Annotated in this window: 22 protein-coding genes and 1 pseudogene; 11 read left to right on the top strand and 12 right to left on the bottom strand. The window is 63.4% G+C overall.

What is annotated here, in order from left to right; translation table 11 throughout:
- Positions 1-143: 143 nt before the first annotated feature.
- Positions 144-629 (top strand): HAD family hydrolase, encoded by a 486-nt coding sequence (locus tag ACI8UR_RS08570; RefSeq protein WP_415087756.1) that lies wholly within the window; start codon positions 144-146, stop codon positions 627-629.
- Positions 630-876: 247 nt separating this feature from the next.
- On the opposite strand, the gene ACI8UR_RS08565 is transcribed toward ACI8UR_RS08570, so the two are convergent.
- Positions 877-1,974 carry an AI-2E family transporter gene (locus ACI8UR_RS08565; RefSeq protein ID WP_411714452.1) on the bottom strand — a complete coding sequence of 366 codons (1,098 nt, stop codon included), beginning with the start codon at positions 1,972-1,974 and terminating at the stop codon, positions 877-879.
- Positions 1,975-2,206: 232 nt separating this feature from the next.
- On the opposite strand from ACI8UR_RS08565, the gene ACI8UR_RS08560 reads away from it, so the two are divergent.
- Positions 2,207-2,416, top strand: coding sequence for a hypothetical protein (locus ACI8UR_RS08560; protein WP_411714453.1), 210 nt, complete (start codon positions 2,207-2,209; stop codon positions 2,414-2,416).
- A gap of 634 nt (positions 2,417-3,050) precedes the next feature.
- Here the strand turns inward: ACI8UR_RS08560 and ACI8UR_RS08555 are convergent.
- Positions 3,051-4,139, bottom strand: coding sequence for an ATP-binding protein (locus ACI8UR_RS08555; protein ID WP_411714454.1), 1,089 nt, complete (start codon positions 4,137-4,139; stop codon positions 3,051-3,053).
- Positions 4,140-4,311: 172 nt separating this feature from the next.
- Here ACI8UR_RS08555 and ACI8UR_RS08550 point away from each other — a divergent pair, with 172 nt between their 5' ends.
- Positions 4,312-5,565: an MFS transporter gene (locus ACI8UR_RS08550; RefSeq protein WP_411714465.1), complete on the top strand. Its 1,254-nt coding sequence runs from the start codon at positions 4,312-4,314 to the stop codon at positions 5,563-5,565.
- 26 nt (positions 5,566-5,591) lie between these two features.
- Here the strand turns inward: ACI8UR_RS08550 and ACI8UR_RS08545 are convergent, their stop codons facing one another.
- Positions 5,592-5,780 carry a hypothetical protein gene (locus ACI8UR_RS08545; RefSeq protein ID WP_411714455.1) on the bottom strand — a complete coding sequence of 63 codons (189 nt, stop codon included), beginning with the start codon at positions 5,778-5,780 and terminating at the stop codon, positions 5,592-5,594.
- A 121-nt stretch (positions 5,781-5,901) separates the two neighbouring features.
- Between ACI8UR_RS08545 and ACI8UR_RS08540 the strand changes: the two genes are divergently transcribed.
- Both ACI8UR_RS08540 and ACI8UR_RS08535 read left to right on the top strand, forming a co-directional pair.
- Entirely contained in the window at positions 5,902-7,512 is a 1,611-nt protein-coding gene (locus tag ACI8UR_RS08540) for an FAD-binding oxidoreductase (RefSeq protein WP_411714456.1), read from the top strand.
- A 44-nt stretch (positions 7,513-7,556) separates the two neighbouring features.
- Positions 7,557-7,823, top strand: coding sequence for a hypothetical protein (locus tag ACI8UR_RS08535; protein WP_411714457.1), 267 nt, complete (start codon positions 7,557-7,559; stop codon positions 7,821-7,823).
- Here the strand turns inward: ACI8UR_RS08535 and ACI8UR_RS08530 are convergent, their stop codons facing one another.
- Entirely contained in the window at positions 7,824-8,444 is a 621-nt protein-coding gene (locus ACI8UR_RS08530) for a DUF2391 domain-containing protein (protein ID WP_411714458.1), read from the bottom strand.
- Between the two features lie 366 nt (positions 8,445-8,810).
- Here ACI8UR_RS08530 and ACI8UR_RS08525 point away from each other — a divergent pair, with 366 nt between their 5' ends.
- Entirely contained in the window at positions 8,811-9,638 is an 828-nt protein-coding gene (locus tag ACI8UR_RS08525; RefSeq protein WP_411714459.1) for an SMP-30/gluconolactonase/LRE family protein, read from the top strand.
- Positions 9,639-9,696: 58 nt separating this feature from the next.
- A complete protein-coding gene (gene dinB / locus ACI8UR_RS08520; protein WP_411714460.1) occupies positions 9,697-10,914 on the top strand; it encodes a DNA polymerase IV in 1,218 nt (405 codons plus the stop codon).
- A 132-nt stretch (positions 10,915-11,046) separates the two neighbouring features.
- Here dinB and ACI8UR_RS08515 read toward each other — a convergent pair whose 3' ends face one another.
- From ACI8UR_RS08515 to ACI8UR_RS08500, 4 genes are all read right to left on the bottom strand, one after another.
- The gene (locus ACI8UR_RS08515; protein WP_415087755.1) at positions 11,047-12,894 is read right to left on the bottom strand and encodes an acetyl-CoA carboxylase biotin carboxylase subunit; all 1,848 of its coding nucleotides are present in this window, start codon (positions 12,892-12,894) and stop codon (positions 11,047-11,049) included.
- Positions 12,895-13,024: 130 nt separating this feature from the next.
- Positions 13,025-13,261 carry an acc operon protein gene (locus ACI8UR_RS08510; protein ID WP_411714462.1) on the bottom strand — a complete coding sequence of 79 codons (237 nt, stop codon included), beginning with the start codon at positions 13,259-13,261 and terminating at the stop codon, positions 13,025-13,027.
- Positions 13,258-14,808 carry an acyl-CoA carboxylase subunit beta gene (locus tag ACI8UR_RS08505; protein WP_411714466.1) on the bottom strand — a complete coding sequence of 517 codons (1,551 nt, stop codon included), beginning with the start codon at positions 14,806-14,808 and terminating at the stop codon, positions 13,258-13,260. The genes ACI8UR_RS08510 and ACI8UR_RS08505 overlap by 4 nt, the downstream gene beginning before the upstream one ends.
- Positions 14,809-14,921: 113 nt before the next feature.
- A complete protein-coding gene (locus ACI8UR_RS08500) occupies positions 14,922-15,629 on the bottom strand; it encodes an SDR family oxidoreductase (RefSeq protein WP_411714463.1) in 708 nt (235 codons plus the stop codon).
- Positions 15,630-15,770: 141 nt separating this feature from the next.
- Here ACI8UR_RS08500 and ACI8UR_RS08495 point away from each other — a divergent pair, with 141 nt between their 5' ends.
- From ACI8UR_RS08495 to sucD, 3 genes are all read left to right on the top strand, one after another.
- Positions 15,771-16,442, top strand: a complete 672-nt coding sequence (locus ACI8UR_RS08495; protein ID WP_411715833.1) for a glycerophosphodiester phosphodiesterase — start codon at positions 15,771-15,773, stop codon at positions 16,440-16,442.
- Between the two features lie 98 nt (positions 16,443-16,540).
- Complete coding sequence (gene sucC, locus ACI8UR_RS08490) at positions 16,541-17,686, top strand: ADP-forming succinate--CoA ligase subunit beta (RefSeq protein ID WP_411715834.1); 1,146 nt, start codon at positions 16,541-16,543, stop codon at positions 17,684-17,686.
- Positions 17,687-17,765: 79 nt separating this feature from the next.
- Positions 17,766-18,638 carry a succinate--CoA ligase subunit alpha gene (gene sucD, locus ACI8UR_RS08485; protein WP_411715835.1) on the top strand — a complete coding sequence of 291 codons (873 nt, stop codon included), beginning with the start codon at positions 17,766-17,768 and terminating at the stop codon, positions 18,636-18,638.
- Between the two features lie 33 nt (positions 18,639-18,671).
- Here the strand turns inward: sucD and ACI8UR_RS08480 are convergent, their stop codons facing one another.
- From ACI8UR_RS08480 to ACI8UR_RS08470, 3 genes are read right to left on the bottom strand one after another with little or no spacing between them, the layout of a single operon-like run.
- Positions 18,672-18,869 carry a hypothetical protein gene (locus tag ACI8UR_RS08480; protein ID WP_411715836.1) on the bottom strand — a complete coding sequence of 66 codons (198 nt, stop codon included), beginning with the start codon at positions 18,867-18,869 and terminating at the stop codon, positions 18,672-18,674.
- Positions 18,870-18,872: 3 nt separating this feature from the next.
- Positions 18,873-20,036 (bottom strand): PQQ-binding-like beta-propeller repeat protein, encoded by a 1,164-nt coding sequence (locus ACI8UR_RS08475; RefSeq protein ID WP_411715837.1) that lies wholly within the window; start codon positions 20,034-20,036, stop codon positions 18,873-18,875.
- A complete protein-coding gene (locus tag ACI8UR_RS08470; RefSeq protein WP_411715838.1) occupies positions 20,026-20,976 on the bottom strand; it encodes a hypothetical protein in 951 nt (316 codons plus the stop codon). Before ACI8UR_RS08470 ends, ACI8UR_RS08475 begins: the two co-directional genes overlap by 11 nt.
- 118 nt (positions 20,977-21,094) lie before the next feature.
- Between ACI8UR_RS08470 and ACI8UR_RS08465 the strand changes: the two genes are divergently transcribed.
- Positions 21,095-21,886, top strand: a complete 792-nt coding sequence (locus tag ACI8UR_RS08465) for an SDR family NAD(P)-dependent oxidoreductase (RefSeq protein ID WP_411715839.1) — start codon at positions 21,095-21,097, stop codon at positions 21,884-21,886.
- 38 nt (positions 21,887-21,924) lie between these two features.
- On the opposite strand, the pseudogene ACI8UR_RS08460 reads toward ACI8UR_RS08465, so the two are convergent.
- Positions 21,925-22,121 (bottom strand): annotated as a pseudogene (locus ACI8UR_RS08460) (RNA-guided endonuclease TnpB family protein); the annotation flags it as partial.

Raw genomic sequence — 22,121 nt, 5'->3', positions numbered from 1 at the left:
CCCTCCGTCCCCACTCCGATTTTAAATCCCATCAGTGGTTAGTACGCGCGGCTTTCCGCGGTATAGGATGGGTCAGCCCCACCAGATATGCGCCGATTGTTTAAGACAGAAAATCATATTATAATCGTCACGTGAAGAGCGATGTGAGCCGGATTGAGACAGTCTTGTTCGACCTCGATGAGACGTTAGTGCAGTATGAGCGGTCACCCGGTGAGGTATTACAGGCGTCCTTCGAAACTGTGGGAATTGAGCCGCTTTTCTCGGTCGAGGAATACTACGCCCGGTATGACGAGTTCGCAGAACGGTGCGATTCGATGAATGAACTTCGCTCTGAATGCTTCGCGGCGCTCGCTGCTGAGAACGGATTCGAACGACAACTCGGACAAGCGGTTGCGGACACGTATAGCGAGGAGCGCGACCAGACGAACGTCGAGCTACCCCCCATCTGTCAGGCGCTTGATGCAACCCCCGCTACGGCAGTACACGTCGGCGACTCACTCGAAACAGATATCGCCGGTGCATCTGCTGCCGGTCTCGACCCCGTTTGGATCTCCGCTGGTGATGACGTGAGGGGATACACGCCGACCCACCGAATCGAGTCGATTGACGGGCTGTTGTCTTTCCTGTGAGTGGAAGACATTTTGATGCCAAATGAACCGCTCGTCTGTATCTCGACCACGCTCTATGTACTGGGCGGCAGGTGTGGAATGTAGTGGGGATGCACCGCTACCTGCCACCCATCGGGGGTTCCACGGGCGGCGGCATAATATTACCGCGATAATATCTAGGCCATACCCTTGATGCCAAACGGTCGCCTCACCCCCGGTTTTCGTCACTGGACGCGCCAGTTCTGATTGTGAGTTGAAAAGTTCTCGGTCAGAATTCGTCGAGACGCAGCTGGTCTTCGTGGAGTCCGTCCTTCGGTTCCGAACCCAGGAGTCGTGGGAGCGCGGTGTCGGCGAAGGTGTGTGCGAAAACGAGGATTATGGGTGCGAAGAAGAGCCCGTAGAAGCCGAAGACGATCGGCCCGAAGATGTACGCGAGCATCAACAGGCCGACGTGCGTGGTTTCGCCGCTGAGGTACGGGCGGAGAACCAGGTCGGGAATCGTGTCGACGACGATGACCGCCACGAGGAGGTAGCCGACGACGTAGACGAGAAGCGCCAGAGTACCGGCGAGGTAGATTCCGACGGCAGCGATGATGGCGTGGGGAACGTAGACGACCTTCATCCCGACAACGGGAATCAGGCTTGCAACGCCGGTCAGAGCGCCGGCGAGAGTCGGGTACGGAACTTCCGCGCCCATCGGCACGAAGTAGTTGTAGCCGTTGAACGACGCGATGGCGATGAGTGCGATAACGATGACGTTGAGCAGGTTTCCGAAGAGGACGGCCTCGAGTTCGCGGTCGGCCGCTTCGAGATACTCCCGGATGATAGCCTCCTCGTCGAACCGGAGCAGCCACTCGCGAATCTTGTGGCCGTCAATCAGGAGATAGTAGGTGACGATGGCGACGACGAGCAGGTTCAGCAGGAAGCTCGAGATGGTGTTCGTGAGAAACGCCGCGTTCTCCGTGGCGAAATCAATGAGGACATCGAGTTGGCCCGCCCGGTAGGCCTCGATGATTCCCTGAGCGGAGAGTTTGGGGAACTGATTGAGCCCTTCGAACCACGTGATGTTGCGGGCTGCGACGTCGATGACCGGATAGGTGTTTACGAACTGCCGAGCCTCGATGATGAGCAACACGACGGTGTAACTGATGAGCAAGACGAGCGGTACGGCGAGAAATGAAATGACCAAAAACGCGCGCACACGCGCCGGGAGGCGGAGTCGCCGGAGCCCCTTGTAGAAGCGGCGTGTCGAATAATAGAGGAAGACCGAGACGGTGAGCGCCGCGATGAACCTGTAGGCGATGTAGCCGACAGCGACGGCGACGGCCACGCCGAAGAGGGCAACGATCGTTCGCTTCTCGTCCATATTCGATGCTGATTCGCGGAGCAGCAATAAACTTCGTGGAGGATCGACCGTATTTTCGGCCGTTCATGGCCGCCAAGGGGTCTGTTGCTGCCACTGTAGCCCCCGGCTCGCCACTCGGTTTCGTGGTTCTACACGCGACACACCCAAAGCGTGTGGGCGATACGCTGGACGAGCCACAAAGCGACGGCCCCGAACCGCGCGAGTTTTTACCTCCGGGGACGAGCGGAGCACTATGCCGAGTGAGGACGACGAGCCGATGATTCCAGTGGTTTGTTCGGAGTGTGAGACGCGAACGAAGATTCCATTTTCGGATGTGGAGGGAGCGGTCGCTCGGCACAACGAACAGCAACACGATGGCACGGCTGTCGCGCAGGTCGACCCGAACGTGTTCGACGAGCTGGCGGATTTCGTCGCGGACGACCTCGGGCTGTTGGACGAATAGCCCCTTTCGAAAGAGAGCTGCAGAAACGAGGTGGCTGATGTCGGGCGTCGTGCGACGTCGTGCCAGAGACTATCAGCCGACGCCCACTCTCTGCTCGTGGCGGTAACGCCCTAACAATACTGCCGTCAGTTTACGGGGCCATCAAGACCCCGTGGATTATCGATTGATCGGTGCCACCGTTCGCTCGGAGAAGCGTCACGAGCTGTCCCAGGTCGCCGTCGGTCGCAGTCACCGTCTCGGTTCGTGTTGCCGCCGCGTCTGTCGAGCCGTCTTGCAGTGCTTCAACTATCCTCAGAACGTTCCCGTAGTTGCGACACTCCAGCAGGTGACACCGTCGCTTTCATCCAGGGTTGCGGTGCCGCCACAGTGGCCACAGCGTCTGCCATCGGTCATCAGACCTGCTCCGGCGTTCGGCGGCGAAACGGAAAACCCCTCGTCCTCGCCGTGGGAAATCGGTGTCAGCCTAACAGCCTAGCCATGACTCCCAAGTCCCGGTCTCGTGTAGCAGTGGATGCGCTGGCGCGGCGCTCGTCCCATTGACATGGTACGGTCAAGGCGAGCCTCGACAGCGCAACTCGACGTCCCCACCCCCACCCGTTCGGTGTCTTCCCCCGGCACCGAACTTTTCGAAGCCTCAGACAGCAGGAAACCGTATCTCGAACGTCGTTCCCGACGGTTCCGCATCATCAATCCGTATCGACCCGTCGTATGATTCGACGAGCTTTCGAACCAGATACAGACCCAGGCCGTCGCCGTCGCCATCACCCATACCAGGTTCGAACACGTTCTCACGAACCGATTCAGGGATCCCCGACCCGTTATCGGTGATTTCGACCACGACCTCACCGTCGGAACGTGTTGCGGAGACAGAGAGCGTCAGTGAGTCCGTCTCGTTGTGCGTCACCGCGTTCTCGAAGATGTTCCCGAACAGGTCATCGATGAAGCGGTCGGCCTGAACGGAGAGTTCGTCATCGATGTCTGTCCGGACGGTGACGTCGGGATTGGCGGATTCGATAACGCGGAGTTGGTCACGGAGTACCGCCCCAACATCGAGCTGTTCGAGATCGCGTCGTCCGGTTTCGGATTCGATGACCGTGCCGGCCGTCTCCAACAGCTCTTGCATGGACTTGGTTCGCTGTTTGATGTTCGTCGGCTGCTCGTCGATCTCCGCTTCACCGTCCTCAAGCGTACGCTCCATGAGGTCGGCGTAGCCGCTGATGGCTGTGAGGTCGTTCTGGATGTCGTGGCGGAGCAGCTGCAGAAGGAAGACGAGCGTATCCTCACGTTCGGCTTTCTGCTCGACGAGACGGCGGTTCTGGACGGCCTGGCCCCGATTGAGCCCCACGAGAACGCCGGCCGCGGCGCCGACCGAACCGACGACGATGATCTCGTACACGATTTCGACAGTTGTTCCACTGCGCGTGATCTCGGGGGCGGCCGCCCAGACGACGAGGATGCTCATGAACAGGAAGCCGCCGAAACACCACTTGGCCGCGATGAGACTCTCATCAGGGTCGAGGTCGCTCCGGTAGATGATTATCCCCGACATCACGATGATGTACCCGAACAGTACGTGCACGACGATTCCCAGCACGACCTGATTGATTGCGGTCGTCTCCGGGAAGCCCCACGCGAACCAGAACGTCAGGCCGGCCGCAGCGAAGGCCCCACCGAGCGTAATCAGTAGTATCCCCAGATACTCCCGACTGAGCGATGCCCGCATCACTCGCGATTTGTTCCGGGGGATGGTATACGTACCGGCAGTTCACTTCGGTGTAGTACGACCACCTGTCCCGTGATGGCGAAGTCGCCACGGGTGCATGCCGACTCCGAAACGGTCATTACTGACTGAACAGTCAGTCAATGTAGTGGCAGAAACAGACGACAATTCAAGTCTGTTCGAACGGTTCGGAGGCGGCGACCTTGTCATCGTCGCAGCCGTTATCGCCAGCACGTTCTTCGTCGGTTTCGGCGGCGGCGTCATCTTCCCGATTCTCCCGAACCTCGGCGTCGTGCTCGGTATCTCGCCGTTCGTCGTCGGCCTCATCCTAAGCGCGAATCGGTTCGCACGACTCGTTGCAAACGCGCCGGCAGGTATCATCGTCGACCGAATCGGCACGCGAACACCGTTCGTTGTCGGCCTCGCGATTCAGGGCGCAGCCACCGCGGGCTACATCGTCGCGGTCAACTCGGGTATACCGGCGGCGTGGTTCATCATCGCCCGTATCGCATGGGGTGGCGGTAGCGCGCTCGTCTTCGCGGCGGCGTTCACCATCGCTTCCGATGTCAGCGACGGCGACACCCTGGGAACGAACATGGGCCTCATCCGCGGCGGCGTCATCTTTGGCTTCCCGGCCGGCCTCGTCGTCGGTGGCATCGTCAGCGAGTTCTACGGTACGGTCGCTGCCTTCGTCGTTGCGACCGTGTTCGCCCTCATCGCGAGCCTGCTGGCGTACGTCGTCGTCCCCGAAACGCACGTCGAGGGCGACCCCGAACGGTCGATCAAACCGTGGGACGTCGACACCTCCCTCCCCGCGGTCACCATCGGGCTCGTGAACTTCGCCGTCCTCTTCGCCTACATCGGCGTGCTGTTCGCCACGCTCGTCCTGTTCCTCGAAGCCAACGACCTCGGGGTGTTCGGCCTCAACGCTCAGGGCTCTTCCGGGGCGTTCATGGCCATCACCGTCGTCGCCGCAGCCGTGTTCATGCTCCTCGGCGGCTACATCAGCGACCGTCGCGGGTCGCGAATGCCGGCGCTCGTCGTCTTCCTCGTCGTCACGTTCATCGGTCTCGTACTTTTTGCCTTCGCCGAGACGATTCTCTCGCTGACGGTCGCTTGCCTGCTGATCGGTGCGGGGCAGGGTGGTACGAGCGGCCCACTCATGGCGTTGCTCGGAGACTTGACGCCAGAAGACCGGATGGGTCGTGCCGTCGGAACGAACAACGTCTTCGGCGATATCGGTGGCGGGCTGGGCCCGATGGTCTCGCTGCCGCTCATCGACCTCGTCGGCTTCTTCCCGGTGTACATCGCCTGTGCGGTGTTGCCCCTCCTTGCCGGCGTCGCTCTCCTGTTCGGCGTCCGCCGCGAAACCGGTAAGTTCGTTCCCCGTGTCGACGGTGACCGGCCGACCGCTGGCACTGCCGATTGACGACTCCGCACGGTGGCTGCTGGCCGTTATCGCTGGTCGTTCAGCATGACGAGCACACAGCCCACCAGTGCAGCGACAGCGAGGCCATACAACACTCGCTCGACGAGCGGGTCGGCACCAAGCTCCGACGCGGCGACCCGAGCGAACAGGAACACGATGGCGACGGCCAGAAGTGCGACAATCCGCTCCCGAGCCGTCGCGAGAACCGAATCCATGGAACCGTCCACCGCGCGAGCGGTAACAACGTTTGTGTTTTCGACCCCGTATCGACGGTGCAAACTTTATCGGTGTTTGCTGTTGACGTGAGTCCATGCCAATCGTTTCGAGGTGGGGCGTGTGAGTGGCCGCCGACGGAGCTTCTGGGCCTGGGGTTACGAGGACAAGCTTCCGGACGACGAGGAGCGTCAGGAACTCGCCGACCGCATCGAGGGGATGCTCGGCTTTCCCGAACGGCCCATCATGGAGTATCCCACGCTCGACGACATCGAGTTGCCCGACCCCCGCATCGAGGTACCCGACGAACTCGCAGCGTTCGCGACGACCGACCGCAGAACGCGTGCGAGCCACACCTACGGAAAGGGGTATCGCGACCTCGTCCGGGGATTCCACGGCGATTTCTCCGCCGCGCCGGACATCGTCGCGACGCCCCGGAATGAAGCGGACGTCGAGGCAGTCATCGAGTGGGCGACCGAGCAAACGGTCGCTGTCGTCCCCTTCGGGGGCGGGACGAGTGTCGTCGCCGGCATCCAGTGTGACGGCGACGGCTACGCGGGCGTCATTTCGCTCGACATGGGAGAGATGGATGCCGTCCTGGAGGTCGACGAACACTCCCGGAGCGCGCGAATCCAGGCCGGCGCGACCGGCCCCGAGATTCAGGAACAACTGGCCGACCACGACCTTCAGTTGCGGCACTATCCACAGTCCTACGAGTTCTCGACGTTCGGCGGCTGGGTCGCGACCCGAGCAGGCGGCCATTTCGCGACGCGATACACCCACATCGATGATTTCATCGAATCGGTACGGGCGGTGACGCCCGCCGGAGCCCTGGAGACGCGCCGCCTGCCCGCCTCGGGCGCTGGCCCCGACCCGAACCGATTCCTGCTCGGCAGTGAGGGCGCCTTCGGCGTCATCACCGACGGCTGGACGCGCGTCCAGCCCCGGCCGCCGCATCGGGCCCGAGCGACGATGCATTTCGACGACTACTGGGATGCCGTCGAGGCGACGAAGGATATCGTCCAGGCGCGGCTGTATCCCGCGAACTGCCGGCTGCTCGACGCCAACGAAGCGATGTTGAACGAGCTCGCGTTCGACGGCAGCCACCTGCTCGTGCTCGGCTTCGAATCGACCGACCACCCGGTCGGCGACGACCTCGACCGAGCGATGGAGATCGCCCGAAAACACGGCGGCAGTTGCCCCGACGGCCCGACGGTCGAAGACCGCAGGACTGGTGGGACTGACGGTGACCGCGGCGACTCCGCGGAGGGGTCGTGGCGTGACTCCTTCTTCGAAGCGCCGTACATGTTCAACGCCTTGGTCTCGATGGGAGTGCTTGTCGACACCTTCGAGACGGCCGTCACCTGGGAGCAGTTCCCCGACCTCCACGAGGCCCTTCAGGAGAACGTCGTTGGTGCGATGCAGGACGAATGCGGCGCTGGCTTCCTCTCCTGTCGGTTCACCCACGTCTACGGGGATGGCCCGGCGCCGTACTACACGCTTCTCGCGCCCGCGGACGTCGGCGAAGAACTCGACCAGTGGCGAACCATCAAGCAGGCCGCCTCGGACACGCTGATGGAACACGGCGCGACCATCACCCACCATCACGCCGTCGGCCGGGTACACCGCGAGCACTACCACGAGGAGGCACCCGACGCGTATCTCGACGCCTTGCGGTCGATGAAGCGGACGCTCGACCCCGACGAGATAATGAACCCCGGAGCACTGCTGTAGGGTCGGCAATCACTTTCTTATCGGGACGGGGCGAAGCCGCCAACATGAGTCGGATACTCAGAACGCTCAGTGGGCTGGTACAGACTGTCGTCACGTTCCTGGTGTTGATTATCCTCGCCATCGCGGCGTTCTACGTGACTGTGTTCGTCGTCTCGACGGGTGCGGATCTCGCAGGCTACAATCCGAGCGGTGATTTCGTCGTGCTGTCAGCCTCCTTGCTCGTCATCGCGGCGCTATTCGGCGGCATCCCCATCGGGCGGCCCCAGCAGCAACCCGCCGAGGAAGAACAGCCGAGCGCCGGCTTCGAGTAATCAGTCGATGAACTCCCCGAGGTCGCGCCCCTCGCTCTCGCCGGGGAGGATGTCGCCGAGTCCGGCGCCGAACGAGCCGGCCGTCCAGACGACGCTCGCCTGACAGAGCGCAACGAACGGCGTCGCCAACTCGAGGCGTCCCCAAAGCGCCATCGTAGCGATAGCCGTGATGAACGAGATCGTGAGCACGGCCGTCAGGCGCCGTGGGATGAAGCCGAACATCAAAACGAGTTCCACGTCACGGAAATCAGCGAAGTAGAGCATACCGGCGGTTATGGCGGTGACGAACACGACGTTTGTGAGGAAGTAAATCGGGATTCCATAGACGAGCGTCGTCGCAAAATGCTCGCCGATTTCGAAGATACCGCCCTCGACGAGCAACGGGAGCGCGAAGATCGTCGAGCCGATGAACGATTCGACGACATCCCGCGACGTGTAGCGGTCGATACGGTCTTCGACGTTGCCCAGTGCCTGCTGTTCGAGCCGGTAGAGCTGCTCGCCGAGACGACGGATACGCCGGGCTTTGTGCTGCTCATCGGGGTCGTCGACCGTCTGTTCGAGCGACTCGAGTCGGTCGACCACGTCGGCGGCGGACGGCTCCGACTCGTCTGCGTCGGCCATCACTGACGTATCTCCCACAGCCGACAAATGTCTATCGGCGACCGAACCGTCAGGCCGCGCTCGCAGAGGGGTCGTGTTCGATGCTTTGCCATAGATCCGCCCCCGCCCCGGAATTTTGATAACAGGGACGTGAGAGAGACGGGATATGATACCAGGACTCGTCGCTGGCTATCCCATCGCCGCGGCAGTGGTCATCGCTATCGTAGTCGGAGCTGGAGCGCTGAAAAGCTCGCGACTCGAGCCGGCTTCGTGGAATCCACCCGAGCCGCCCGAGAAGACCGGGCCTCTGGCCGAGAGCCGAGAGCTCGTGGGCATCGATACGGTCGTCACCCCGAGGTCCTTCACACGGGCGTTGAGGACGGCAGCGTGCTTCGGACGGCCGAGCCGGTCGATGAAGCGACGACGAACGCCGATCTGGAGACGTTCGCGAATCCTGGAGGCCGCCCCCTCGGCATGGAATTCGACGGTGACGACCTGGTGGTCGCCGCCGAAGGTGCCGGCCTCGTCTCGATCTCACCTGACGGTGCGGTGACGACGCTTTCTGAAAGCGCCGGCGGCCGCGACATCGCCTTCGCCGACGACCTCTTCATCGCTGACGACGGGACGATTTACTTCACCGACGCCACCGAACACGACCTGTTCCAGGACGAACTGTTCGAGCTACAGGATACGGGTCGGCTGCTTGCCTACCACCCTGACAGTGGCGAGACGACGGTTGAGCTCGAAGACCTCGGCTTCGCCAACGGCATCTGCCCGCATGCGGACGGCGAATCGGTGCTTGTCACCGAGACGTCTCGCTACCGGGTCATCCGATACTGGTACGATGGTGAACGTGCGGGTGAAAGCGAACTGTTCGCCGAGAACCTCATCGGCTACCCCGACAACATCGAAGCGGGCGACGATGGCACCTACTGGCTCGCCATTCCGAGCATCCGGGACGAATCCTTCGACGACCTGCAGGGGCGGCCGTGGGTCAAGCGACAACTGGGCAAACTGCCGAAGTTCGTCCTCGGGCAGGTCAACGGCGACGCATACGGCCTCGTCCTCCGGCTTAACGCCGACGGCGAGGTCATCGAGAGCCTACACGACCCCGACGGCGACGTGTTCGGTGTCACGTCGGCAACGCCACACGATGGCGCGCTGTATCTCGGCTCGCTGTTCGGCGAGCGCGTGGCGCGCTATCCGCTGGACTGACCTATCAGTTTCACCTCGCTCTCACAATCTTATAGACTCCCACCGACGAACGCCCTGTATGGCTCGGCTTCCGGGCGTTGAGACGCCCGAGCAGGTGGTCTGTCACGTCGATATGGACTGCTATTACGCCGCCTGTGAGCGCCTCCGCGAGCCCGAGCTGGCGGATGAACCCCTCATCGTCGGAATGGGGTATGAGGCGGGCGAGATGCATGGCGCAGTCGCGACGGCCAGCTACGAAGCCCGCGAGTACGGCGTCGAATCGGCGATGGCCATCTCGGAAGCCCTGGAGTTGCTCCCCCGGCGAGCGACGGCCGATGACCCGACTGACACCGGCATCTACCGCCCCGTCGACATGGCGTTCTACGAGTCGGTAAGCGAGGACGTAGACGAGGTGCTCGATGACGCCGCAGAGACCGTCCGGAACGTCTCTATCGACGAAGCGTATCTCGATTTAGGCGATATCGCGTGGGACGACGCCGAGGCGTTCGGCCAGCAACTGAAAGCCGATATCGAAGCGTCGGCGGGCGTCGTCGCCTCGGTCGGTATCGCGCCGAACATGACGACCGCAAAACTGGCCTCCGACGCCGACAAGCCGGACGGTCTCGTCGTCGTGGAACCGGACGGCGTTCGGGAGTTTCTCGCACCGATGGACGTGGCCGACCTCCACGGCGTCGGCCCGGTGACCGCACGCGAACTCCGCGAGATGGGGTTCGAGACGGCAGCCGACATCGCCGCTGCCGACGAGGCTGCGCTGGTGGACGCCTTTGGCGAGCGCGGTCGCGACCTCTACGCGCAAGCGCGTGGCGAGGACGACCGCGAGGTCGAACCGAAGGGAAGGCCCAAGAGCCTCTCCAGCGAATCAGCGTTCCTCGAGGCGACGACCGACGTGGCCGAAAAACGCGAGAAGGTTCACGCACTCGCCGTGGAGGTGGCAGAGCGGGCGAGCGCGAAGGGCGCCCTCTACAAGACCATCGGCATCAAGGTGGTCGAACCACCCTTCGATGTCAACACCCGCGCCAAATCGCTGTCCGGCCCCGTCGATGACCCTGACCTCGTGACGGGTGTCGCACTCGATCTGCTCTCGGAGTTCGAGGAACCCCCGGTTCGGAAACTCGGCGTGCGCGTATCGAATCTCTCCTTCGACGACCGCGACCAGGCGAGCCTCGACGCCTGGGAACAGCCGGAAAGCGATGGCGACGACACCGATTCGGATATCCGGGAACGACATCGGAGCCGCTCTTCGGGCGGGCAAGCCGACCTCTCTGAGTTCGAGTAGCGTAGCCTTTTGGCCGTCGCGTCCAAGAGAGCAGTATGAACCTCGGCTTCCTGCTCATCGCGAGCGGCTTCGCCGTGCTGAAGGCTGGCATGCTCGCCACCGAACTCGGAATCGGAGTATAGAAGAGCCGCCTCAGTCCAGCACGACGAGGGGGTCGCCCTGATTGACGGAGTCGCCTTCCGCGACGGCGACCTCCGTGACGGTGCCGCCGACTTCGGCGATAACGTCGTTCTCCATCTTCATCGCTTCGAGCACGCAGATGACGTCACCGGCCTCGACGGTGTCTCCCTCGGAAACGTTGACCTCGAGGATGGTGCCCTGCATCTCGGCGCTGACGACTTCGCCCTCGGCGGAGACTGCGGCAGCACCACCGCCGCCGCCACCGCCGCCACCACCGCCGCCACCGCCGCCACCGCCGCCGCCACCACCGCCACCGCCGGGCGCGGGTCGGTTCGCGGCCATCTCCGCACGCTCTTCGAGGTTGACCTGGAAGCGCTTGCCGTTGACCTCGACGGTGAACTCCCGTTCGACGACGTCCTCGTCTTCGCCAACGGAGACATCGCCGGTACCCCACTTCTCCTGGGCGTCTCGGAGACGATCTCTGTCGAGCTGCTCGTCCAGATACTTCGTGGTGTGTGTCCCGGCCGTGAAGTTCTCGTCCTCCAGCATGAGCCGATGGAACGGGATGATGGTCGGGATGCCCTCGATCTGATATTCGGCGAGCGCACGCTGAGAACGGGCGAAACACTCCTCGCGGTCGTCCGCGTGGACGATGAGTTTCGCGATCATCGAGTCGTAATCGGTGACGAGGTCATCGCCCTGCCGGGCCGCGTCGTCGAGGCGGACGCCGATGCCGCCCGGTGGGTCGTACACTTCGAGTTCGCCGCCCGAGGCGGGCGCGAACTCCTCAGCCGCGTTCTCGGCGTTGATGCGGAACTCGATTGCGTGGCCTTCGAGTTCGACATCATCCTGCGAGAAGGTCAGCTCCTCGCCAGCAGCGACGCGAATCTGCCACTTGACGATGTCGATGCCCGTCAGCTCCTCGGTGACGCAGTGTTCGACCTGGATGCGGGTGTTGACCTCGAGGAAGAAGAAGTTCGCATCCGGGCCGAGTAGTTCGCCGTCATCGCGGTTTTCCTCCTCGACGAGGAACTCGAAGGTACCGGCGTTGTAGTAGTCGGCAGCGTCGGCACCGCGGCGGGCGGCCTCGCCGATTTCCTCCCGGAGTTCATCCGAGAGCGCGGGTGAGGGGCCCTCCTCGATGACCTTCTGGTGGCGGCGCTGCAGCGAGCAGTCACGCTCGCCGAGATGGCGGACGTTGCCGTGTTCGTCCGCGAGAATCTGCACCTCGATGTGCCGGGGGGTCTCCAGATAGCGCTCGAGATAGACCGAGTCGTTGTCGAAGTACGCCTCCCCTTCGCGTTTGGCGGCTTCGAGTTGCGCTTCGGCCTCCTCGCGCTCTCGGACGATCTTCATCCCACGACCGCCACCACCACCTTCGGCCTTGATGGCGATGGGATAGCCGTTTTCTTCGCCGAACTCTTCGACCTCTTCGACGTTCTCGACGGGGTCTTTGGTGCCGGGGACGATGGGGACGCCTGCATCGTCCATGATGGTGCGGGCCTTCGTCTTCTCGCCGGCCTGCTCCATCGACGTCGAGGACGGGCCGATCCATGTGATGTCGTCGTGGGGTTCGACCTTACCGGCGAACGTTGCGTTTTCCGCGAGGAAGCCGTAGCCGGGGTGGATGGCGTCGGCGTCGGCCTTCTCGGCAGCCTCGATGACCCCCTCGTGGTCGAGATAGGAGTCAGCCGCGCGGGCGGGGCCGATGTTGTACGCCTCATCGGCGTATCGGACGTGACCGCTGTGTTTGTCCGCGTCGCTGTAGACTGCGACGGTATCCACGCCGAGGTCGTCGCAGGCGCGCATCACGCGCACCGCGATTTCACCTCGGTTGGCGACGAGTACCTTGTCGAACATGCTGTGCGATGACAGTCACGCGGCATACGTCATTCTATCGATTTCCACAATTCCCAACTCCGGGAGAGTTTCATCGTCAGGCGGCGTCTACCAACCCGCTACTCCTGGTTGACGAAGGCCGAACACCCGCTCAGAATCGATCGGTTCGGCCCGAAGCCGTCCAGGCGTCGCGGGGGGCCTCCCTCGGAACGCGAACGGAGCGGCCCTGGAGTGTCTCTACTCGTCCGGCGAACGCCCAGCGGTCGCCCGTCCAGTCCGGCACTTCCTCGGAGTCCTCCTCGGACTGGCTGGCCAGATGGGCCCGAACCGCCGCCGCGATGGCTGCGGCCTCCTCGCGATCGGCGTCGCTCGGCAGGTCAACTTTCATAGCGGAATATTGCCGTGCTTGCGGTCGGGCTGGTCTTTGCGCTTGGACTCGAGCATCCGGAGGTCACGAATCAGCCGCGGCCGGGTGTCCTGTGGCTCCAGGACATCGTCGACGAATCCACGCTCGGCTGCCGTGTACGGATTGGCGAACTGGTCGCGGTACTCATCGATGAGTTCCTCACGGCGTTCTTCGACGTCCTCTGCGTCCTCCAGTTCGTCGCGATAGAGGATGTTGACTGCGCCTTTCGGCCCCATCACCGCGATTTCCGCCGTCGGCCACGCGTAGTTCACGTCGGCCTCTAGGTGTTTCGAGGCCATCACGTCGTAGGCACCGCCGTAGGCCTTCCGGGTGATGACCGTCAGCAGTGGAACGGTCGCCTCGGAGTACGCATAGAGGAGTTTCGCGCCGTGTTTGATGATGCCGTTGTGCTCCTGGTCTTTGCCGGGCATAAACCCGGGGACGTCGACTAACGTGACGATTGGGATGTTGAAGGCGTCACAGAAGCGGACGAACCGCGATCCCTTCAGCGAGGCGTCGATGTCCAGCGTGCCCGCGTTCACGCGCGGTTGGTTCGCCACGACACCGACCGAGCGCCCGTCGAGTCGACCGAAGCCCGTCACGAGGTTGCGAGCATACGAATCGGCGACCTCGAAGAAGGACTCGGAGTCGACGATGCGGTCGATAACGTCGACGATATCGTAGGGTTTCTGCGGCTGTGGCGGGACGATCTCTTCCAGTTCCTCATCGCGACGGTCGGGGTCATCCCACGGCTCGACTCGTGGTGGGTCTTCGACGTTGTTCGACGGCAGATACGACAGCAGATGCCGGATGTCGTCCAGTGCGTCTTTCTCGTCGGCCGCCGAGAACTGCGCGACGCCCGTGTCTCGGGTGTGCGTCGTGGCGCCGCCGAGTTCCTCGAAGCCGACCTCCTCGCCCGTCACCGTCTCGATGACGTCCGGGCCGGTGATGAACATGTGGCTCGTGTCCTGCACCATGTATATGAAGTCCGTAATCGCGGGCGAGTACACCGCGCCGCCGGCGCACGGCCCCATGATGGCGGAAATCTGTGGGATGACACCGGAGGCTTTCTGGTTGCGGTGGAAGATGTCCGCATAGCCCGCAAGCGAGTCGATGCCCTCCTGGATGCGCGCGCCAGCCGAATCGTTCAGGCCGATGATGGGCGCGCCCGTCTCCATGGCCATGTCCATCACCTTACAGACCTTCTCGGCGAAGGCCTCGCCGAGCGAGCCACCGAAGACGGTGAAGTCGTGAGCGAAAACGAACACTTGACGGCCGTCGACCTCACCGTATCCCGTGACGACACCGTCGCCGTACTGATGTTCCTCGGCCATATCGAAGTTCGTCGACCGGTGGGTTTTGAGCTGGTCGACCTCCTGGAAGGTGCCGTCATCGAGGAAGTAGTCGATACGCTCGCGGGCGGTGAGTTTGCCCTTCTCGTGTTGCTTCTCGATGCGCTCTTCACCACCGCCTTTCTCGGCTTCGCGCTTCTTCTCGCGCAGTTCATCTATCTTGTCGTCCATCGTCATGCCGAACCACTCCTGCGCTGACTCATTGACGGTGAAACGCAAGGCTATGAAAAAAGGGTTTCCGAGTTGGCCACGGCTGCCGCCCAGCAGCGACCGAACCGAGCAGCCGGTCGTCAGGCCTCCCCGTAGACGGGCACTGCCGCCCCGCTCGTCACTTCAGCCTCCCCAGCACAGAGGAACATGGCGACGTTCGCGATGTCTTCGGGGTCGACCCACGCCTCGTGGTCGGCGTCGGACATCATCTCGCGATTCATCGGCGTATCGATGACGCTCGGCATGATGGCGTTGGCGCGCAGTTCGCCGAGGTTCTCCTCGGCGATGGTTTCAGTGAGCAATCGGACACCGGCCTTCGAGGCGCGGTAGGGGCCGTCACCCTCACCGCCCTCCAGCGACGAGCGGGCGGACACCGAGACGATGGCACCGTCCGTCTCCTTGAGGTGCGGAATCGCGTGTTTCGACGCCAGGAACATCGATTTCAGGTTGACGTCGAACAGCATGTCGAACTCCTCGACCGCCGTCTCCTCGATGGGGTCGCCGCCGCGCCAGGTGCCCGCGATGTTACAGAGTGCATCGAGCCGTCCGTGGTCGTCGATGACCGACGCGACGGTTTCCCGAACGCTCATCTCGTCGGTCGCGTCAGTCTGGTAGAACTCGATGGTCGAGGGGTTCACGAGCGCGTCCTCGTCGTCTGGGGCGACGATATCGGCTCCGCAGACCGTCGCACCGGCGACAGCGAACGCCTCCGCAATCGCGCTGCCGAGCGCACCGCTTGCGCCCGTGACCAACACCACCTGTCCGTCGAAATCGTAGGACACTCCCATACGGATTCAACGGGCCGCCAGCCGATAAAATCGGGTGCCGGGTTCCCGCCGTACCACTTTCACCGGCTGGCAGGCTTTTATATATGATGACACATCGTCCGCAGACGACAAGCACTTATTCACCGTCATGTGAGTGGAGGCATGCGACTTATCGCCCATCGAGGGTTCGCCGCCGAACACCCGGAGAACACCCGGTCAGCGGTCGAGAAGGCGGCGGCGATGGCCGACGCCATCGAGATCGATGTCCGGCGCTGTGCGAGCGGTGAACTCGTCGTCATTCACGACGAGACGGTCGACCGCGTAACGGACGGCGAGGGCCGCGTCGCCGACCTCTCGCTTCTCGAACTGCGACAACTCGACGTGCTCGGGACGGGCGAGGGCGTCCCCACGCTTTCGGAGGTGCTCCGGGCGATCCCGAACACCGTCGGCGTCAACGCCGAACTCAAGGAGTCCGGAACCGCGGAAGACGCACTAGCCCTTCTGAAATCGCTGCACCCACAGACCGTCGTCTCGTCGTTCTCCCGAGAGATTCTCGCGGAGTGTCGCGAGGCCGACCCCTCGGTTCCACGGGCGCTCATCACCGACGAGGAGGGCACCGACAGCGTCGAAGTCGCTATCGACCTCGATTGCGGCTACGTCCACCCCGCCGTCGACGTCTGTACCGGACGCCTCGTCACCGAGTCCCACCGTGCCGGCATGAGCGTCAACGCTTGGACGGTCGAAACCCGGTCGGAAGCCGAAGAGCTGAACGATATCGGCGTCGACGGTATCATCGCCGACCGCCCGAACGTTCGGCCCGAAATTTCACCCTGATCGAAGTTTCCTGCCCGCCTGGAAACTGTGAACCGTGTTACTGTGGGTCAGGCAATAATAGCACGTTTTAAGCGGGTGCCGAACCGCCAAGAAGGTGGATGAAACTTCACGAATATCAGGCGAAGGGTGTCTTCGCCGATGCCGGGGTACCCGTCCCCGACTCCCAGCTCGCATCGACCGTCGACGAGGCGGTCGAGGCTGCGGACGACATCGGCTACCCCGTCGCCATCAAGGCGCAGGTACAGGTGGGCGGCCGTGGGAAGGCCGGCGGTATCAAGCTCGTCGACGGCGCCGACGAAGCCCGCGAGGCCGCCGACGAGATTCTCGGCATGGATCTCAAAGGACTCCACGTCGACCGCGTGCTCGTCGAAGCCGCCGTCGACTTCGTCGACGAACTGTACGTCGGCGTGACGATGGATCGTAACAAGGGCGAACCCGTTGCGATGGTCTCGACCCGCGGTGGCGTCAACATCGAGGAGGTCGCCGCCGAAGACCCCGAAGCGATTGCGCGCGAGCATGTCGACCCTGCCTTCGGCATGCAGCCCTACGAGGGCCGGAAGGCCGTCTACGAGGCCGGCGTCGACCGCGAGGTCGCCGGCGATGTCGCCTCGATTCTCCGCACCCTGTTCGACCTCTGGGAGGACAAGGACGCGACGGAAATCGAGGTCAACCCCCTCATGATTACGGCCGATAACGAGGTCATCGCGGCGGACGCCGTGATGAACATCGACGAGGACGCGCTCTTCCGGCACCCCGACCTCGAAGAGATGGAAGACGAAGCCGCCGAGGACGAACTCGAAGCGAAAGCCAACGAGTACGGCTTCGACTACGTCCGACTCTCGGGCAACGTCGGCATCATCGGCAACGGCGCAGGCCTGGTCATGACGACGCTCGACCTCGTGGACTACTACGGCGGCGAACCCGCCAACTTCCTCGACATCGGTGGCGGTGCGAAAGCCGAGCGAGTCACCAACGCGCTCGATATGGTGTTCTCCGACGACAACGTCGACAGCGTCGTCTTCAACATCTTCGGTGGTATCACCCGAGGCGACGAGGTCGCGAAGGGTATCAACGAGGCCCTCGAGGAGTTCGACGAGATTCCGAAGAAAGTCGTCGTCCGACTCGCCGGCACGAACGCCGAGGAAGGGATGGAGATCCTGAACACTGACCTTGTGACCGTCGAGGCGACGCTGGAGGACGCCGTCCAGCGCGCTGTCGAATACGCAGCGGAGGCAGACCAATGAGTACAACCAGACATTCGCTCACTCACGTCGCTCGTTCGCTCACGACTGGTACCCTCACGCTCACCACGAGGTGGTTCGCGTGAGTATCCTAGTCGACAACGACAGCCGCATCCTGGTACAGGGCATCACCGGCGGGGAAGGGAAGTTCCACACCCGTCAGATGATGGAGTACGGTACGAACATCGTCGCCGGCGCCGTCCCCGGCAAGGGCGGCCAGGAAGTCGATGGCGTCCCCGTCTACGACACCGTCGACCAGGCCGCACGCGAGGAGAACGCCGACACGTCCGTCGTGTTCGTCCCGCCGGCGTTCGCCGCCGACGCGCTGTTCGAGGCACTCGACGCCCCGCTCGACCTGGTCGTCGCCATCACGGAGGGCATCCCCCAGCAAGACATGTCCAAGGTGTACCGCAAGCTCCAGGGAACCGACACGAAGCTCGTCGGCCCGAACTGCCCCGGTGTCATCACCCCTGGTGAGGCCAAACTCGGCATCCTGCCGGGCAACATCTTCAGCGATGGCGAGGTTGGCCTCGTCTCCCGCTCGGGCACACTGACCTACCAGGTCGTCGACAGCCTCACCCAGCGGGGAATCGGACAGACCACCGCCGTCGGGATCGGCGGCGACCCTATCATCGGCACCGACTTCGTGGACGCCCTCGAAATGTTCGAGAACGACCCCGAGACGAAAGCGGTCGCGATGTGTGGTGAAATTGGCGGCGAGGACGAGGAGGAGGCCGCCCGCTACATCGGCGAGAACATGGACACCCCCGTTGCCGGCTTCATCGCCGGCCGCACCGCCCCACCGGGCAAGCGGATGGGCCACGCCGGCGCCATCGTCTCCGGTGGCGGCGGTACCGGCACCGCAGAATCGAAGATCAACGCGCTCAACGACGCCGGCGTTCCCGTCGGCGACACGCCCGACGAAGTCGTCGACCACATCGAAGACTTCCTGTAACGCAGTTCCGCACTCCGTTTTCGGTCGTCGCGCTCAACTCAGCTGATTTTCGAGGACGAGATACCCCGCGGCGTGACCCGCAAGTCCACAGAGGAGCGCGAGGGCACCCGCGACGACGGCGGAGTCGGCGACGAACAGGCCGATGAAGATGCCGACACCGATGCCGACCGCTCCCGGGAAAATGAAGGCAGATATCTCGCGCGGGCTCGACCCCGCAGAGTTGTCATCCATCGTTCAGGCATCTCGAAGCGCGAGCATCCTATTGTTTGCGGCGATGTACATCGTTCCGTCCGCGACCGCGGGGTCTGAGAGCGGGTTCTCCAGGCTTCGACCCCAGAGTTTCTCTCCCGTCTCGGCGTCGAGGCCGTACGTTCGAGTCGCCCAACACGCCATATACACGACGCCATCGGCGACGGCCGCCGGATACTCGGGCCATTTGCCGGGCGAGAACGACCACAGCTTTTCGCCGCTCTCGGCGTCGAGCGCGTAGAACGTCGATTCCATCGAGCCGACGAACACGCGGCCGTTCGCGACGGCCGGACTGCCGGCACCGCCGCTGTCCTCGAAGCGCCACTGCTCCTCCCCGGTTTCGGCGTCGAACGCGTATGCTGCCGTGCCGGTGCAGGCGTAGACAGTGCCGTCGACGACCGCCGGTGAGCCGTTGACGTCGCCCGGAGAGGCTTGCCACAGGCGCTCGCCATCCATCGTATAGGCGCTGAGGCCACCGCCGTTGGCGTCGGGTGCAGAGCCGCCGCGCCAGCCGACGTAAATCACGCCATCGGAAATTGCCGGACACGTCGAGACGTACTGACCGATGTCGATACTGCCCTGTACCTGCCCGATCTGTGCGTCGACGCCGTACAGCTCTCCCTCCCGCGACCCGACGTAAACGGTGCCGTCGACCACCGTCGGATGTGATTGTGAGAACTGCTTGGTCTCAAGTGTGCTCCATCGCTTCTCCCCGGTCACGGCATCGAGCGCGTAGAGGCCGCCCCTGGTTCCACCGGCGTAGACCAGCCCGTCGGCGACGGCGGGCGTCGTCCGAACCTGACCGAGCACCGGGAACCGCCACTGTTCGTCGCCGTCGTCCGCATCGAGCGCGTAGACGTTGCCGTCCGTCGAGCCGAGATACACCGTTTCGTCAACGACCGTCGCACCGTCGTAGATGCGACCGGTCGTCTCGAACTCCCAGGCGATTTCGGGGTCGGTCGGGCCTGTCGTGTCTGCGTGGCCGGTGTTCCGTGCGTCCGCAGCGAACGTCGGCCAGACGCCGTCGGCCTGTAACGAGGGCACCTCCTCATCGAGGCTCCTGAGCCCGCCGAGACAGCCGGCAGCGCCCGCGAGGCTGCCAGCAGAGACGGCCTGCAGAAATCGCCGCCGTGACGGCCTATTCGTCATACGGATCCACCCGGAGTTCGAAGCTTTCGTCATCGTACTCGATGAAGTTCGGGCCGTGTCCGGACGTGAGATTCCGCGTGAGCTGTGAGTCGTCGCCGCGGACTTCCACGGCCGTCACGTCCGTCTCGAACTGTTCGAACGCTGCCCGGAGGCCGGCGTGCCGTGGATGGTACAGCTGCTCGTCGATGTAGGGGCGGGGCTCCCGCGGCGTGTCGGGACGCCGACGAACGGTCAGGGTGTATCGGTCAGCATCCCCATCGAGCATCGGCTCGACGCGGACGATGCGCCGCTCTCCGTCCCGCTCGGTGTCAGTGACCGTTTCAGGCGTGGTGAGCGGAACCGGCTCACCGCGGAGTGTGAACGCGGCCGCATACCGCGTGTGGACACCTTCGGAGCTGCTGGCAATGGCGAGCGCGTAGGTACCGGGGCCCAGTCCATGCCGTCCCATTTCATACTCATCCGCTCGGTCTTCCGGCTCGGGGAACCGAACTCGCTTGAGGTCGGTGTTGTCGACGAGGAACCGCCGGATGTGCGTCTCGCCCGGTGACAGAATGTGGAGCGGTTGCGGAACGACGTACGGCCCGAGATACCACCACTCTCCCCCGTCGTACTTGTGGAGCGTCGTGTTGTAGAAGTTCGATTCGAACTGCTCCTCGCGGTCGTTCTCGAGCCGGCAGGCGAGTTCCGCCCGCGGCAGATCGGCGGATTCCGTATCCGGATCGAAGACGAGGGTATCTTCGGGCGGGTCTGTCGAACAGGCCACGCGACCAACCTCTTCACGCTCGTACTCGGGGCAGCCGACCGCCGCAGCAGAGTTCGGGGTCGGCGTCGATATCGGCTCCTGCCGCTCTCCGCCCAAATCGTCGATACAGCCAGGGACGACAACAGTGCCCGCACCCGCAGAAACCGCCGCTAACAGCTGTCGTCGGTGGAGTGCCATGCGAACAAGTAGCTCCGATTGCGACATATAATTTCCCGTTAGTTCAGTGGATATTTTATCCAGTAGTGGCTGATAAGCGCCGACACAATCTTGTCCCCCGCCGTTGATTTCAGCCCACATGCCAACCGACCAGTTCAGCGTTGCGGGACAGAACGCAATCGTAACGGGCGCATCGCAGGGTATCGGGCGAACCATCGCCGAACGACTCGCCGCTGACGGCGCGAACGTCGCTATCTGTTCGCGCTCCCAAGACCGGGTCGACCCCGCCGCCGAGGGCATCCGCGAAGACGGCGGCACCGCACTCGCCGTCGAGTGCAACGTCCGGGAACCCGAGGAGGTCGAAGCCTTCGTCGAGGCGACCGTCGAGGAGTTCGGCGACATCGACCTACTCGTCAACAACGCCGGCGGGGAGTTCGTCGCCCCGTTCGAGGACATCTCCGAGAACGGCTGGAAATCCATCGTCGACCTCAACCTCCACGGCACGTTCCACTGTACGCAGGCCGCAGGCGAGTACATGCGCGAGGGCGACGGCGGCACCATCATCAACATGTCCAGCGTGAACGGCCAGCACGCGGCGCCACACGAGAGCCACTACAGCGCCTCGAAAGCCGCTATCATCCGGCTCACGGAGACGCTCGCGGCCGAGTGGGCGAAGTACGGCGTCCGCGTCAACTGCGTGGCACCGGGACTTATCCAGACGCCCGGCGTCGCCGAAACGCTCGGCATCGAGGAAGACCAGATGCCACCCCGTGATGCGGTCGACCGCCGCATCGGCCACACCGAGGACATCGCCGACGTCGTGCAGTTCCTCGCCAGCAACGGGGCCGCGTTCATGAACGGCGAGACGGTGACTGTCAAGGGCGTTCCACGAGCTGGCAACAGTTTCGACATCGACCTCGGGCTAGAGTAGGGCCACGAGGATCACGAAGCGAAGTGAACTACCCTACCCTACTCGCTCACCGCTTGCGCGGTTCGCTCCTTGAGGGTAGGGCTTCCTGCTTTAACGACGCGCTTTGCAGACACAGGTGTATCCACAGGGAGCGCAGTCTCCACAGGCGTTGATTCGGAGTATCCCACTCCTACGTCTTCAAGGCCGCGAGAAAGAATGTTCCACGCCGCGTTCGCGTCCCTGTCCGCCTCAAATC

Source organism: Natronomonas sp. (assembly GCF_047616845.1).
Lineage (GTDB): Archaea > Halobacteriota > Halobacteria > Halobacteriales > Haloarculaceae > Natronomonas.
This window is presented reverse-complemented; position numbering and strand designations above follow the sequence as displayed.